Source organism: Paenibacillus sp. RUD330 (assembly GCF_002243345.2).
GTDB lineage: Bacteria > Bacillota > Bacilli > Paenibacillales > Paenibacillaceae > Paenibacillus_O.
Window position 1 is genome coordinate 4,534,838 of record NZ_CP022655.2, and the last position, 12,420, is coordinate 4,547,257.

General features: G+C 61.7%; 12 protein-coding genes. 3 read left to right on the top strand and 9 right to left on the bottom strand.

Going from position 1 to position 12,420, the window contains the following annotated elements; genetic code table 11:
• Positions 1 to 36: 36 nt before the first annotated feature.
• Positions 37 to 1,263: an MFS transporter gene (locus CIC07_RS20810; protein WP_076359303.1), complete on the bottom strand. Its 1,227-nt coding sequence runs from the start codon at positions 1,261 to 1,263 to the stop codon at positions 37 to 39.
• A gap of 141 nt (positions 1,264 to 1,404) precedes the next feature.
• On the opposite strand from CIC07_RS20810, the gene CIC07_RS20815 reads away from it, so the two are divergent.
• Positions 1,405 to 1,764 carry a winged helix-turn-helix transcriptional regulator gene (locus CIC07_RS20815; RefSeq protein ID WP_076359302.1) on the top strand — a complete coding sequence of 120 codons (360 nt, stop codon included), beginning with the start codon at positions 1,405 to 1,407 and terminating at the stop codon, positions 1,762 to 1,764.
• Positions 1,765 to 1,850: 86 nt separating this feature from the next.
• Here the strand turns inward: CIC07_RS20815 and CIC07_RS20820 are convergent, their stop codons facing one another.
• The 4 genes from CIC07_RS20820 to CIC07_RS20835 are packed head-to-tail and all read right to left on the bottom strand — an operon-like array spanning position 1,851 to position 5,193.
• Positions 1,851 to 2,402: an SLOG family protein gene (locus tag CIC07_RS20820; protein WP_076359339.1), complete on the bottom strand. Its 552-nt coding sequence runs from the start codon at positions 2,400 to 2,402 to the stop codon at positions 1,851 to 1,853.
• Between the two features lie 16 nt (positions 2,403 to 2,418).
• Positions 2,419 to 3,726, bottom strand: a complete 1,308-nt coding sequence (locus CIC07_RS20825; RefSeq protein ID WP_076359301.1) for a DNA recombination protein RmuC — start codon at positions 3,724 to 3,726, stop codon at positions 2,419 to 2,421.
• Positions 3,727 to 3,743: 17 nt separating this feature from the next.
• On the bottom strand, positions 3,744 to 4,877 hold the full coding sequence (locus tag CIC07_RS20830) for an N-acetylmuramoyl-L-alanine amidase (RefSeq protein ID WP_076359300.1): 1,134 nt from the start codon (positions 4,875 to 4,877) through the stop codon (positions 3,744 to 3,746).
• Between the two features lie 28 nt (positions 4,878 to 4,905).
• Entirely contained in the window at positions 4,906 to 5,193 is a 288-nt protein-coding gene (locus CIC07_RS20835) for a HesB/YadR/YfhF family protein (RefSeq protein WP_076359299.1), read from the bottom strand.
• Between the two features lie 267 nt (positions 5,194 to 5,460).
• Here CIC07_RS20835 and CIC07_RS20840 point away from each other — a divergent pair, with 267 nt between their 5' ends.
• Together CIC07_RS20840 and CIC07_RS20845 are read left to right on the top strand one after the other, a co-directional pair.
• Positions 5,461 to 6,027: a sigma-70 family RNA polymerase sigma factor gene (locus CIC07_RS20840; protein ID WP_076359298.1), complete on the top strand. Its 567-nt coding sequence runs from the start codon at positions 5,461 to 5,463 to the stop codon at positions 6,025 to 6,027.
• Positions 6,028 to 6,142: 115 nt separating this feature from the next.
• Positions 6,143 to 7,495: a DUF4179 domain-containing protein gene (locus tag CIC07_RS20845; RefSeq protein ID WP_157741953.1), complete on the top strand. Its 1,353-nt coding sequence runs from the start codon at positions 6,143 to 6,145 to the stop codon at positions 7,493 to 7,495.
• 108 nt (positions 7,496 to 7,603) lie between these two features.
• Here CIC07_RS20845 and CIC07_RS20850 read toward each other — a convergent pair whose 3' ends face one another.
• From CIC07_RS20850 to CIC07_RS20865, 4 genes are read right to left on the bottom strand one after another with little or no spacing between them, the layout of a single operon-like run.
• A complete protein-coding gene (locus CIC07_RS20850) occupies positions 7,604 to 8,614 on the bottom strand; it encodes a C40 family peptidase (RefSeq protein ID WP_076359296.1) in 1,011 nt (336 codons plus the stop codon).
• On the bottom strand, positions 8,611 to 9,717 hold the full coding sequence (locus CIC07_RS20855; RefSeq protein WP_076359295.1) for a mandelate racemase/muconate lactonizing enzyme family protein: 1,107 nt from the start codon (positions 9,715 to 9,717) through the stop codon (positions 8,611 to 8,613). The genes CIC07_RS20850 and CIC07_RS20855 overlap by 4 nt, the downstream gene beginning before the upstream one ends.
• A 35-nt stretch (positions 9,718 to 9,752) precedes the next feature.
• The gene (locus CIC07_RS20860) at positions 9,753 to 10,736 is read right to left on the bottom strand and encodes a S66 peptidase family protein (RefSeq protein WP_234993082.1); all 984 of its coding nucleotides are present in this window, start codon (positions 10,734 to 10,736) and stop codon (positions 9,753 to 9,755) included.
• Complete coding sequence (locus CIC07_RS20865) at positions 10,733 to 12,346, bottom strand: peptide ABC transporter substrate-binding protein (protein ID WP_076359338.1); 1,614 nt, start codon at positions 12,344 to 12,346, stop codon at positions 10,733 to 10,735. The genes CIC07_RS20860 and CIC07_RS20865 overlap by 4 nt, the downstream gene beginning before the upstream one ends.
• Positions 12,347 to 12,420 lie beyond the last annotated feature (74 nt).

Genomic DNA, 12,420 nt, shown 5'->3' on the forward strand with positions numbered 1-12,420 from the left:
TGTTCTTGCATCCTTGTTTCTTGCATCCTCTGAAGCTCAGACCGTCTGCCTTTCGGCAGGCATCGCTTCCGCTTCATCCTTCGAGCCCTTCTTCTCCAAGAGCAGGCTCCATGCCGTCAAGACGACTGCGGCCGCCACCATGATGGCTCCCGTCCACGTGGTATGGATCAGCCCCATATGGTCGGTCACCATGCCGCCAAGCCAAGCTCCCAGCGCGATGCCGCCGTTGAATGCGGCGATGTTGACGGCCGAAGCGACATCGACCGCCTTCGGAGCGTAACGCTCCGCCAGCTGCACGACATGGAGCTGGAGTCCCGGCACGTTCATGAAGGCGAACAGCCCCATCGCGAACACCGCGATCAGTCCGGCCGTCTTATGCGGCAGCGCCGCCATCATGACGAGCAGAATGACCGCCTGCACGGTGAACATGGCGAGCAGGGCCGGCAGCGGCCTGCGGTTGGCCGCTTTTCCCCCGATAAGATTTCCGATGGCGATCGCGATACCGTACAGAAGCAGGATCAGCGCCGCTGCGGATTCCCTGAATCCGGTTATCTCGTGGAGCAATGGGGATAAATAAGTGAAGACGACAAACGTTCCTCCATATCCGAGCGCCGTGATGAGGAAGGCCAGCACAAGCCTGCCGCTGGTCAGCAGCTTGACCTGTTCCTTCAGCGGCGTCCTTTCTCCCTGACGCAAGCCTTGACCGGGCACAAGCACCCATGCCGCTGCGAGAGCGATGATTCCGATGGCCACAATGCCGACGAAAGCGGAACGCCATCCCAGCTGCTGCCCGATGAAGGTTCCGAGCGGAACTCCCGTCACCGTCGCGACGGTGAGGCCCGTGAACATGGCCGCAATCGCGCTGGCGCGCCTGTCCTCCGGAACGAGATCGGCGGCGATCGTCGAACCGATCGACATGAACACGCCATGCGCGAGCGCCGACAGAACCCGGGCCGCGAGCAGCATGCCGAACCCGGTCGAGAAGGCGGCCAGGCTGTTGCCGGCGATGAAGACCAGCATGATGGCGATCAGCAGCGTCTTGCGGGGAATCGACGACGTCAGCGATGTCAGCACCGGGGCGCCGAACATGACCCCGAGCGCGTACAGCGTTACGGTCAAACCGGCCATCGTGACCGGTATGTCCAAATCTCCGGAAATCATCGGCAGCAGTCCTACGCTGATGAACTCCGTCGTTCCAATGGCAAAGGCGCTGATAGCAAGCGACAGCAGCGCCAGCGTATTTTTTCTAGAACTTGATTGCACTTGAACTCAACTCCTTTATGTTATCTCGTGCCGGCAAGTGTTATTATGGAACTGTGACAACAATTTGAACAGAACGCACTTTCAAGTGCCATAGCTACTTTTTAGTTCCTTTTGCGAAGCAAGGAGAGTGAAACCGCAACCATGAAAAAATACAATATCGCGGTCGAAGCCACGCTGGACGTCATCGGAGGCAAATGGAAGACCGTCATCCTGTGCCATCTGACGCATGGAAAGAAGCGGACCTGCGATTTCCGCCAGCTCATGCCGAACATCACGCAGAAGATGCTGACCCAGCAGCTGCGCGAGCTCGAGCAGGACGGCATCGTGAACCGCATCAGCTACAACCAGGTGCCGCCCAAGGTGGAATACGAGCTGACCGACTATGGCCAATCCCTTCAATCCATTTTGACCTCGCTATGCGAATGGGGCGACCGCCATCTGGAGAAGACGTACGGCAACCGGTTCGAGGCGCTGGAGGAAAGCGTCCTGAATCCGCGATGAATCCGGCCATGGACCGACATTTCATCTAAACGCGAAAAAGGCCGGAGCCGCAGAACTTCTGCGCGCTCCAGCCTTTTTTCTATGGGTCAATCCGCCAGCCGCTCTTCCTCCGCGATGCTCTGGATGCTCTCCGCCGTAATCGTGAACAGGGGATAATCCTCGTCCTGCTGCTTCCGCAGCGCCCGTTCCTTGAAATACTTCGGACTGCCCTCCCCCATCTCCTCGTCGTAGAACAGCAGCATGGCGTCGGTCTTGCGCAGCAGCAGGCTGTCGCGCGCGGTCATCTGCCATACGCCCTCGTAGGGCTGCTTGCTGACGCTGGCATGATGGTCGACCTGCCGCAGAATGCCTTCATAATAGGCTTTGCGGTCTTCCTTCCACTTCTCGTCGGGATTGGCGTACGCCGTCATGATCGATATCTTGAGCTGCGGGTAGTCCCGCTTGAGGCCGATCGCGGCCTCGCAGGCCCACAGATCGAAGCCATACCCCCCCGGCGAGATGATCCATTCCAATCCTTCCTCCAATAATGGTACGAGGCGGTTCTCCACCGCCTTGCGGATGAACGGAATCGCTTCGTGCTTTTGCGAGAAAATGTTCAGCTCATGCGCCCGGTACCCGGTCACGAGCAGATTGGCGATGCTCACGGCAGCCTCCTCATTCCGATGCGGCCTCCAGAAGCAGGTCCGGCGCCTCTCCGGCCGGCAGCTCCTGCACCTTGCGCAGCCTGCGCTCGATCGCGCGGGATCGGACCGCCGCCGCGTCGATGGAGTTGCTTGCCTCCTGCAGCTTCTTCTGCGTCTTGTCGAGCAGATCCCCGAACTTGCCGAATTCCGTCTTCACGGCGCCGAGCACCTGCCACACCTCGCTCGAGCGCTGCTGGATCGCCAGCGTCTGGAAGCCCATCTGAAGGCTGTTCAGCAGCGCGGTCAGCGTCGTGGGACCTGCGATGACGACCCGGAACTCGCGCTGAACCTGCTCCCACAGGCCGGGGCGGCGCAGCACCTCCGCGAAGAGGCCCTCTACGGGCAGGAACATGATGCCGAAGTCGGTCGTATTCGGCGGATCGATATATTTGTCGCGGATCGACTTCGCCTCCTGCTTGATGCGCGCGTCCAGCTGCTTGGAGCATTCCGCCGCAGCCAGATGGTCGTCCGCGTCCAAGGCGTCCAGCAGGCGCTGATAATCCTCGATCGGAAACTTGGAGTCGATCGGCAGATGGATGATCTGATTGGGATTATGCTTGTCGGGAATGCGGACGGCGAATTCCACCCGCTCGCTGCTGCCCCGGCGCGTAGCGGCATTGCGGTCGTACTGCTCTACCGTCAGCGTCTGCTCCAGCAGGTTGCCGAGCTGGATCTCGCCGAGCGTGCCCCGCGTCTTGACGTTGGTCAGCACCTTGCGCAGGTCTCCGACGCCGCTCGCCAGGCTCTTCATCTCGCCGAGTCCCTGATGCACGAGCTCCAGCCGGTCGCTGACCAGCTTGAACGATTCGCCCAGCCGCTGCTCCAGCGTCGCATGCAGCTTCTCGTCGACCGTGGCGCGCATCTGCTCCAGCTTGCGGTTGTTGTCCTCCTGCAGATGCCTGAGCTTCTCCTCCACGGTGCTGCGCATCATCTCAAGCTTCGTTTCGTTCACGCGGGTCAGCTCCGCGAGACGCTCGGAGAAGCTGTCCAGCAGATGCTTCTGCTGCAGCGCCATGTCGTTCATGTTGCCCATGAGCGTGCGGTTCATGGCGTTCATGGAAGCCGCCAGCTCCTCGCGGTTCTGGCGCGCGGCTGCGGCGGCCTCCTGCCGGCCTTGCGCCGCATGCTCCGCCGTGTAGCTGCGGACGTCGTCCCGGATCCGGTCCAGCTCCCGCAGCAGCGACGGGTCTGTCCCGGAGCGGCCTCTGGGACGTGTGATATAGAGCAGCGCGACAGCAGCCAGAATGACGGCCTGCAATCCCAGGATGGCATAATTCATGGGCGTTTATCCTTCTCTCAGGTTGATTTGCGGGCGAAATAGGCTTCGAAGCCTTGCGCGATCGCGGCAGCGGCTTCCTTTTGATACTTCTCCGTCCGCACCTCCGCCTCGTCCTTGGCGTTGCTGAGGAATCCAAGCTCCAGCAGCACCGACGGCAGGCTGTTCTCCCGCAGCACATGATAGTCTCCGAACGATATGCCGTTCGTGCCGAGGCTCAGCCCTTCCAGGGGGCCTTCCACCGCTCTCGCAAGCGGCGCATCCTTGTTCTTGGAATAATAGAACACCAGCGTGCCGGATGCCTTGGTAGGAGAGGAATTGTAATGAATGCTGACAAAGGCGTCCGCCGACGCCTGCTCCGCGATCCGGACCCGGTCCGGGAGCGACGGCTTCTCGCTGTCTTTCGTACGGGTCAGGACCACGCTCGCGCCTCGCGCCCGAAGCTCGTCGGCGAGCAGCTTGGAGGTGCTGAGCGTAAGATCCTTCTCTTCGGTTTTGTGCGTGGTGCCGATCATGCCGGGATCGTTGCCGCCATGGCCGGGATCGATGACGATCCGCTTGCCCTTGAGGCTCCCGATCGCGCTGCCGGCTGCGGGGCCGCTGCCTCCGCCCGTGCTCACCAAAGTCCCGCTGGCGCTTATGTATTGGCTGCTGACCCAGCCGGCCAGACCGCCCGGCGTCTTGACGCTGCTCCATTGCCCGGAGGTTTTGAGCACGGTCACCCGGTCGCCGGTCGTAACGCTCCCGACGACCGAATACCCGGTGCCGGGGCCGCTGCGCACCCGCACTCCGCTTCCCGTGATGACACCCGACTTCTGGTTGGCAGCACCGGACAGGGACACGCTCGATGCCGAGCCCGGCGTTCCGGCGCCGGAGGCCGACTTGACCAGGTAATGGCCCGCCGCCCATCCGGTGAGACCCTGTCCGCTCACCTTCATCCAGCCGAATTGCTCGTCCGTAACCTGAACCGTCGCTCCTTGGGTCAGATACCCTTTGACGGCTGCTTTCTGATCCGGCTCCTTGAGGACAGGCAGCGACCTGGTCGCGACCTTGTACGATACCGCTGCCGCTGCAACCGCGGCCGAGGGCGGTCCGGCAGGCACGCTGGCCGCCACTACCAGGGCGGCCAGCAGGACAACCAGCCATCTTCTCATTCCATGCGCTCCCTTCCGCTTGCAGAATTTAGTAGACATCCATGAAAGCTTCGTCCTGCGCGGAATCATAGCGCAGATGAAGCTCCTTTCCGTCGAGATACCAGAGCTGGTCCTCTTCCATGAAGAAGACAAGCCCTTCCTCCTCCTGCCGCAAGCCGGGCCGGCGCGACTCGTCCTTCATGATTCCGAGCGACAGCCCCGGCTGCACGCTGCCGCAGCCTCCCAGACGCACGAAGACGCGCAGCTGGTCGCCTTCCTGCAGATTCAGCTCTTCCTTATACCAGCGGGCCGCTTCCGGATCGACCGTCAGCTTCATATGGGCGGCTCCCCTTTCTTTCCACTCTATCATTCAGTGTTTGCTAGATTTGCCATTAGTATAACAAAGGGAGCCCAATCGGGCCACCGGATGAAAAGTTTCTAACCCGGAGGAAATAAAATCCGGCATCGGGAAACCGTTTCTCTTCCCCGCAGGTCTAATAGATAGAGGATAAAAGGAAGATGACGCAGCGAATAGCCGCGCCGAATTGAAATCAGGCGCCTTGGGCACTAGCCAAAGCGCCTGACGGGAGGACGCAGATCCGTCATGGACAAAACACGAATGGCGGCCGCGGCCGCCAAAGGAGACGAAACGGCATTCATCCAGCTGATGGACGCTGAGCGGCAGCGAATGTACCGGATCGCAGCCGCATACCTCCAGCGGGAAGCCGATATCGTGGAAGCCGTGCAGGAGACGGTATGCCGGGCTTGGCTGAAGCGGCGCCATCTACGCAAGCCGGAATTCATGACGACATGGCTCGTGCGAATTCTGATCCGGGTATGCTCCGATGAGCTGGCGCGCCGCAAGCGGATGGACGCGACAGGCAGCATTCATGAGCAGCTGGAGCAGGACGGCGCCTCGGGATGGCCGGACGAAGCCTCCGAGGTGGACAGCAGGCTCGATATGGATGAAGCGGTGAGAAGGCTGGATCAGCCATACCGCGACGTCATCGTCCTGAAGTACCGGGAGGATATGACGCTGACGGAAATCGCCGGCATTCTGGGCAAGCCGGACGGAACCGTCAAAACTTGGCTTCACAAAGCTCTGAAGATGCTGCGTGCGGCGCTCGCCGCAGCGGAGAAAGGAAAGGAGGAAACGTCAAATGGCTCATGAGCCGGGACGGAATGCAAAAGAATCCGATTGCAGTGATGGCTCGAGAGGAAGTCATTCCGATAGCCTCAAGGAGCGGGAAGGTCTGAAAGGTGATGCCGGCTTAATAGAGGACAGCTTGGAGAATGGACTGTCGAGACCGGGAGAATTCACCGTCCCGATACCAGGTTCCCCGGAGGACGACAGGCTCCGCGCAGCCATCCGCGACGGCCTCGACCGAGGCAAGAGCCGTTCGGTTCCCCGCCGGCGCAAGCGGTGGTCGCTCGGCGCCGCCTCGCTGCTGCTTGCTCTCGTGCTGGTGACGGCCGGAGCCGCCAAGGTTTCCCCTGCTATTGCCCGCGCCTTGCAGCAGATTCCCAGTCTCAGCGGCTTCCTGAAGCTGATCGGCGAGGACTCCGCCCTGCGCAGCGCCATCGACATGGACCTTCTCCAGCCCGTCGGCAAGACGGTGGAGAATAAGGGAATACGGCTCACGGTGGATGCCCTTATCGCCGATGACCGGCGTCTGGTCATTTTTTACACCACCAATATGACGGCGGGCTGGGAAAAGAGCGTCAAGATCAAAATCCTGGACGAGAACGGAACAGAGCTTAAGGGAAGCATCCGAACGAACCATTCCGCAATGGGGAAAACGGCTTACCAGCCGAGAGGGCCCCAGGACTACGTGGACGTCCTGCTGCAGCAGGGCGAGACGATGCCGGATCGGGTCACGCTCAAGGCCGAACTGGACGGGACCATGCTGGAAACCGATCTCGACATCGACACCGGCCGGTCCGAAGGCATGGCGAAAACCTACGAGCTGAACAAGACCCTGTCCATCGAGGGGCAGAAGCTCACGATCGTCCGGGCTCGGCAAACTCCGCTGCAGATGGAGATTACGCTGCGCAAGGATTCCGCCAATACCAAGGAGATCAAAGGCTTCCTCAACCTGCGGTTGATCGACGGAACCGGCAAGCAATGGATCGATAATACCGGATTCCTCGGAAATGAAATCATGTCCCTGGCGTTCCAGAACAGCTATTTCGACTCTCCCGGCAAACTCACTCTGCTCGCAGACGGGTTTTATATGTTCGATAAAGGACAGAAAGTGGTTGTCGATACGGAAAAAAAACAAGTGCTTCAAGCTCCGGATTCCAGGCTGAAAATAGGCGGGAGCAGCTCCATTCAAGATAACCGATCCGATTATCAAGTCATGGCTCTGGAATTGACCGCCTTGGATCCGAACGATCGCCACTACATCGGCTACAATATGCTCTCCAATACGTTTACCGATGGCCAAGGCGCCGTCCATAAAATTGCTTACCCGGACCGTTTCCAGGCAAGCGAATCGGAAACGAGCAAAGATGCCGTGACTCTGTTCTACCCGCTTCCAAATGGGAGCTTTCCTCAGCCGCTCACCTTCGATGTCGAGGATTACCCCGGCTATGCCAAGATGCCCGTCGAAGTGGAGCTGATGCCGAAACAAAAGTAAAGCGGCGATGCCTCCAGCAGCAATCCAAGAGCGCATGCCGCGCCATAAATTCCGCAAATGAAAAAAGCCCGGCCGCCGCCGAAAGGCAGCATGCCGGACCCGCAAGTCCTATTGGTTCCAATATCGCCGCGAAGCGCAATGCTCGCGGTACAGCTCATAGTTCTCGTCGAACTTGACGAGCTCCACGCAGCGTCCCGTCCGGGGCGAATGGATCATCCGCCCGCCGCCGGCGTAGATGCCGACATGGTGGACTCTCCCTTTGCCTTCCTCATAAGCGAAGAACAGCAGGTCGCCCGGAGTCAGGTCCTCCCGGTCTACGGCCTGCCCTTCCAGCGCCTGGTCGGAGGCGTCTCTTGGAATGGCGATGCCGGCCGCCCGGTGCATGCTGAACGCCAGGCCCGAGCAGTCGTAGCCGAGCGACGACATGCCGCCCCACAGGTAGGGAAGGCCGAGGAAGCGGCGTGCCTGCTCCACGACGAAGCGGCCCGCATGATCGCCGCGGCCGCCGGCCGATCGAGGGCTGGCTCCAGCATCGGCATCGCCGCGCTGGAGCCAGCCCTTGCCGCCTTCCGGCAGCAGCACCGTCAAGCCTTCGGCGTCATCCTCCGCGACCGGCAGCCGCGTGAGATAGCTCAGCTCCATGAGCTGCTTGGGCGCTCCGCCCCCAGCATCGTCCGGATCGGAATCGAGCAGCCAGGCGGTGCCGGCGGTGACCACGGCGCAGCGGCCGGAAGCCCGCTCTCCGTCCTGCCTGTCCTTGCCGCTTCGGCAGGCTCCGTCCGGAAACGCTCCCGGAGAAGGGAAGGCCAGCTGCGCCAGAGGCACCCAGCCGGGATAGCCGAGAGGCTCCTTGCAGCTGCTTTGCCCCGGAATGAATACACGAGCCCAGCCCTCCCTCTCCTCCGCCACGAGCACGCGCTCGCCATAGAGCAGCTGCGTCTGCACCCGATTCCGATCGCAAAGGTCAAGGCGGTCGTCCACCGTCATGGAGGACAGCCAGCCGCGCAATTCGGCCGGATTGGCCAGCGCCGGAGCATCCAGCTCCCGCGGAGACCCCGGTCCCGTCCATACGGTCGCGACAGACACCGCCGCGCGCGCTTCCCTCAAGGCCGCGCTCATGATACCGCCGCCCCCGGGCTGGCCGCTACGCGCACATCCCGGATGCCCAGTCCCGGGGCATCCGGGAACGTCATGACGCGGCCGTCGTAGCGGACGCCTCCGTCGACGATGTCGCTCCTCAGCAGCAGAGGAGCGTCGAAATCAAAGCGGGTGATGTTCTTTTTGCTCGCCGCCAGATGGGCGGCCGCCGTCACCGCCACCCGCGATTCGATCATGCTGCCGACCATGCATTCCACGCCGTACTGCTCCGCCATGCCGTTGATGAGCTGGGCTTTGTAGATGCCGCCGGACTTCATCAGCTTGATGTTGATGAGATCGGCCGCCCGCATCTGGAGCACGCGCAGCGCCTCCGCCGGCGAAAAGACGGCCTCGTCCGCCATGATCGGAGTCTGGACCGCGTCGGTGACCGCCTTCAGCCCCTCGATGTCGTGGGCTTTGACCGGCTGCTCCACCAGCTCGATGTCGAGCCCGAGATCCTCCATGCGGCGGATCGTCCGGACGGCGTCCTTCACCTGCCAGCCCTGATTGGCGTCGAGGCGGATCTTCACCCCGCCGCCTACGCGGCTGCGGATTTCCCGGATGCGCTCGATGTCCTCCTGCACGTCGTCCTTGCCGACCTTGATCTTGAGCACGTTGAAGCCTTCCCGGACGCAGCTCGCCGCATCCTCGCCCATCTCCTTGGGCGAGTTCACGCTGACCGTGAAGTCCGTCTCCAGGCGGTCCTTGTAGCCGCCGAGGAATTGGTACAACGGCAACCCGCAATGCTGGGCGACCAAATCATAGATCGCCATGTCTACAGCCGCCTTCGCGCTGCTGCTGCCGACCATCGCACCGTGCACGCTCTGCAGCAGGCGCTCGTATCCGAGCAGGCTTTGCCCGACGAGCAGCGGGGCGAACGTCAGCCGGATCGCCGACTCGATGCTCTCGAGGCTGTCGCCGGTGATGACGATCGTCGACGGCGCCTCTCCCCAGCCGACGCGGCCGTCGCGGTCCCGGATCCGGACCAGGATGGATTCCTGGTCGTGCACGGTGCGCAGCGCGGTTTTGAACGGCTTGTGGAGAGGGGTCGACTGCCTCATCACCTGTATGCTTTCAATGTTCATGCTGTTGTCCTCCTCATGCAGCTGGCCGGGATGCTCTAGGCCGGCTCTGCGCCGTCCGAGAATCCGGATTCGTTGAAAACAAGGCTTCGGCCGCTCGTGTTCAGTACAGCTTCCACCCCAAGCGGAACGGCGATGTTGGGCGAGCAGTGCCCGATTCGGAAGCCGGCCATAGCCGGCTTGCCGGCAGGCACGATGTAATCCGCCAGAACGTCTCCTAGACTCAGAGACTCCCTGCGCTTCGAAGGCTCGCAGTTATGGAAGTCGCCGACGACGATGCCGGCGGCATCATCCAGCTTGCCGGCCTGCTTCAGCTGGCACAGCATCCGGTCGACGCGGTAAGGCTCCTCGTCGATGTCTTCGATCAGCAGCAGCCTGCCTCTCGTATCGATTTCGTACGGCGTTCCCAGCGTGCTGACGAGGAGCGACAGGTTGCCTCCGGCAAGCGGGCCGCTCGCTTCGCCCGGAACCAGCTCCCAAAGGGGAGCGATTTCTTCCGTATAGTGAAGATTATGCGGGGCGAGAAGACGGTTATACCCCTCCAGAGTAAGCGGATGGGGACGGGCATGGCCGGCTCCGTCCTCGCCATCCGGCAGCTCCTTGAGGTCGATCATCATCGGCCCGTGGAAGGTGACCAGGCCGCTGAGCCGCCCGATCGCCGAATGAAGAAACGTAATGTCGCTGTATCCCCAGAAAATCTTGGGGTTGCGCCGGATCATGCCGTAGTCGAGCCGGTCCGCGATGCGTGCCGTCCCGTATCCGCCGCGCGCGCAGATGATGGCCGCGATGTCCGGATCGGCGAACAGTCCGTTCAGCTCCTCCGCGCGCTCTTCGTCGCTTCCGGCCAGGTAGCCCCGGCGCAGCGAGAGCGTCCGGCCGAGCTTCACGTTCAGGCCGAGGCGCCGCAGATGGCCAGCGGCGGCCTCCGCCTGCTCCCGGTCTCCCGGACTCGCGGGGGCCGGAACGCCGACCGTGTCGCCGGGCTGCAGCTTGCGCGGGCGGATCAGGCCCGGACGGCTCACTTCAGCTCCGCCCATTTGAAGTCGATGAAGCCGAAGGGATGGCGCACGACGCCGGACAGCTTGTCGCTCTCGAGATTGACCGTGTTGTAGAAGTACAGCGGCAGAATCGGAGCCTCGTCGATCAGGATGGCTTCGGCTTCATGCATCATTTCATAGCGCTTCTTCTCGTCGCTCTGCTGGTAGGCGCCCTTGATCAGCTCGTCGTACTTGGCGTTTTTCCACCCCGTGCGGCTGAACGGATTGTCCGACTGGAAGCCGTCCAGGAAGTTGATCGGATCCGCGAAGTCAGGCAGGAAGGAGGAGCGGGACAGCTGCAGCTGCAGCTTCTTCTGCTCGGCGACCATCACCTTGCTTTCCTTGCTCTCCAGCTTGACATCGACGCCGAGATTGTCCTTGAACATCGCCTGCATCGCCTGGGCGACCTTTTGGTTGATGTCGTTCGTGCTGTAGGTCAGCGTGATGTCCGGAAGCTTGGAATAGCCGGCTTCCTGCATGCCCTTGTCGAGCAGCGCCTTGGCATCGGCCGCGTCGAATTTCAGCAGGTCTCCGCCCTTCTCGCGGAAGTCGCCTCCGGCCGCATCCTCGAGGCCCGGGGATACGAAGGCGACGGCCGGCTTGTGCTTCTGGCGAAGCACGAGATCGACGAGCTGCTGGCGATCGACCGCTTCGGCGAACGCCTTGCGGATGTTCATGTTGTTGAACGGCTCCATCGTGACGTTGAAGCGGTAGAACGCCGTGCCCGCCGCTTCTTCGACCTTGACCTTGTTCTCTTCGAACAGCTTGTCGGCCATGTCGGATGGAATGCTGCCGGTCGTATCGAGCTCGCCGGACTGGAAGAGCTGGTAGGCGGTATTCGTATCATTGACCATTTTATAGGTGACGCCCCCCAGCTTCACGCTGGATGCATCCCAGTAATCCTTGTTCTTGACCATCTTCAGCTCGTCGTCATGCTTCCATTCCGTAATCGTGAACGGTCCGTTGCCGACGATCGTCGCCGCTTCGCCCGCCCACTTCGCATTCTTCTCGACAACGGCCTGGTTGACCGGGAAAAAGGCCGGGCTCGCCGTCATCTGGATCAGCCAGGCAGCCGGGTGGGCGAGCGTGACCTCAAGCGTCTTGTCGTCCGTCGCCTTGATGCCGACAGCATCGGCGGAGCCCTTGCCGGAATTGTACGCCTCCGCTCCTGCGATCGGATAGGCGAGGAAGGCCGCGTCGGAGGCCGTGTCGGGGTTCAGCAGCCGCTTCCAGGCGTATTCGAAGTCGGAGGCCTTCACGGGATCGCCGTTGGACCATTTGATGCCGTCGCGCAGGGTGAAGGTGTACTTCAGGCCGTCGTCGGACGCTTTCCACTCCTTCGCCATCGCCGCTTCCGGCTTCTGGTCCTTGCCGAGGCGGGTCAGCCCCTCGAAGGCGTTGTTCACCACGTCGTAGGAAATCTGGTCGAAGCCGATCGGCGGATCGAGGGAGGTCGGCTCCTTGCTGTTGTTGTAGCGGAGAATCTTGCCGGAGGCTTCTCCGGTGCCGCCTCCATCGTTGCCGTCTCCGCAGCCGGCCAGAATTGTTCCGGCCAGCAGCACGCAGCTGATCAGCGTAACGGACATTTTTTTCATGGACATGTTCGTGGCTCTCCCCTTTGATTCGAATAGTGGATATAAGTCGTTGCACGCCTCGCTGCACTCCGCCG

Bases quoted from the DNA above. Each gene is read 5' to 3' on its own strand.
- CIC07_RS20815 (WP_076359302.1), top strand. From the start codon at position 1,405: ATGAAAAAATACAATATCGCGGTCGAAGCCACGCTGGACGTCATCGGA.
- CIC07_RS20825 (WP_076359301.1), bottom strand. From the start codon at position 3,726: ATGAATTATGCCATCCTGGGATTGCAGGCCGTCATTCTGGCTGCTGTC.
- CIC07_RS20830 (WP_076359300.1), bottom strand. From the start codon at position 4,877: ATGAGAAGATGGCTGGTTGTCCTGCTGGCCGCCCTGGTAGTGGCGGCC.
- CIC07_RS20835 (WP_076359299.1), bottom strand. From the start codon at position 5,193: ATGAAGCTGACGGTCGATCCGGAAGCGGCCCGCTGGTATAAGGAAGAG.
- CIC07_RS20840 (WP_076359298.1), top strand. From the start codon at position 5,461: ATGGACAAAACACGAATGGCGGCCGCGGCCGCCAAAGGAGACGAAACG.
- CIC07_RS20850 (WP_076359296.1), bottom strand. From the start codon at position 8,614: ATGAGCGCGGCCTTGAGGGAAGCGCGCGCGGCGGTGTCTGTCGCGACC.
- CIC07_RS20855 (WP_076359295.1), bottom strand. From the start codon at position 9,717: ATGAACATTGAAAGCATACAGGTGATGAGGCAGTCGACCCCTCTCCAC.
- CIC07_RS20865 (WP_076359338.1), bottom strand. From the start codon at position 12,346: ATGAAAAAAATGTCCGTTACGCTGATCAGCTGCGTGCTGCTGGCCGGA.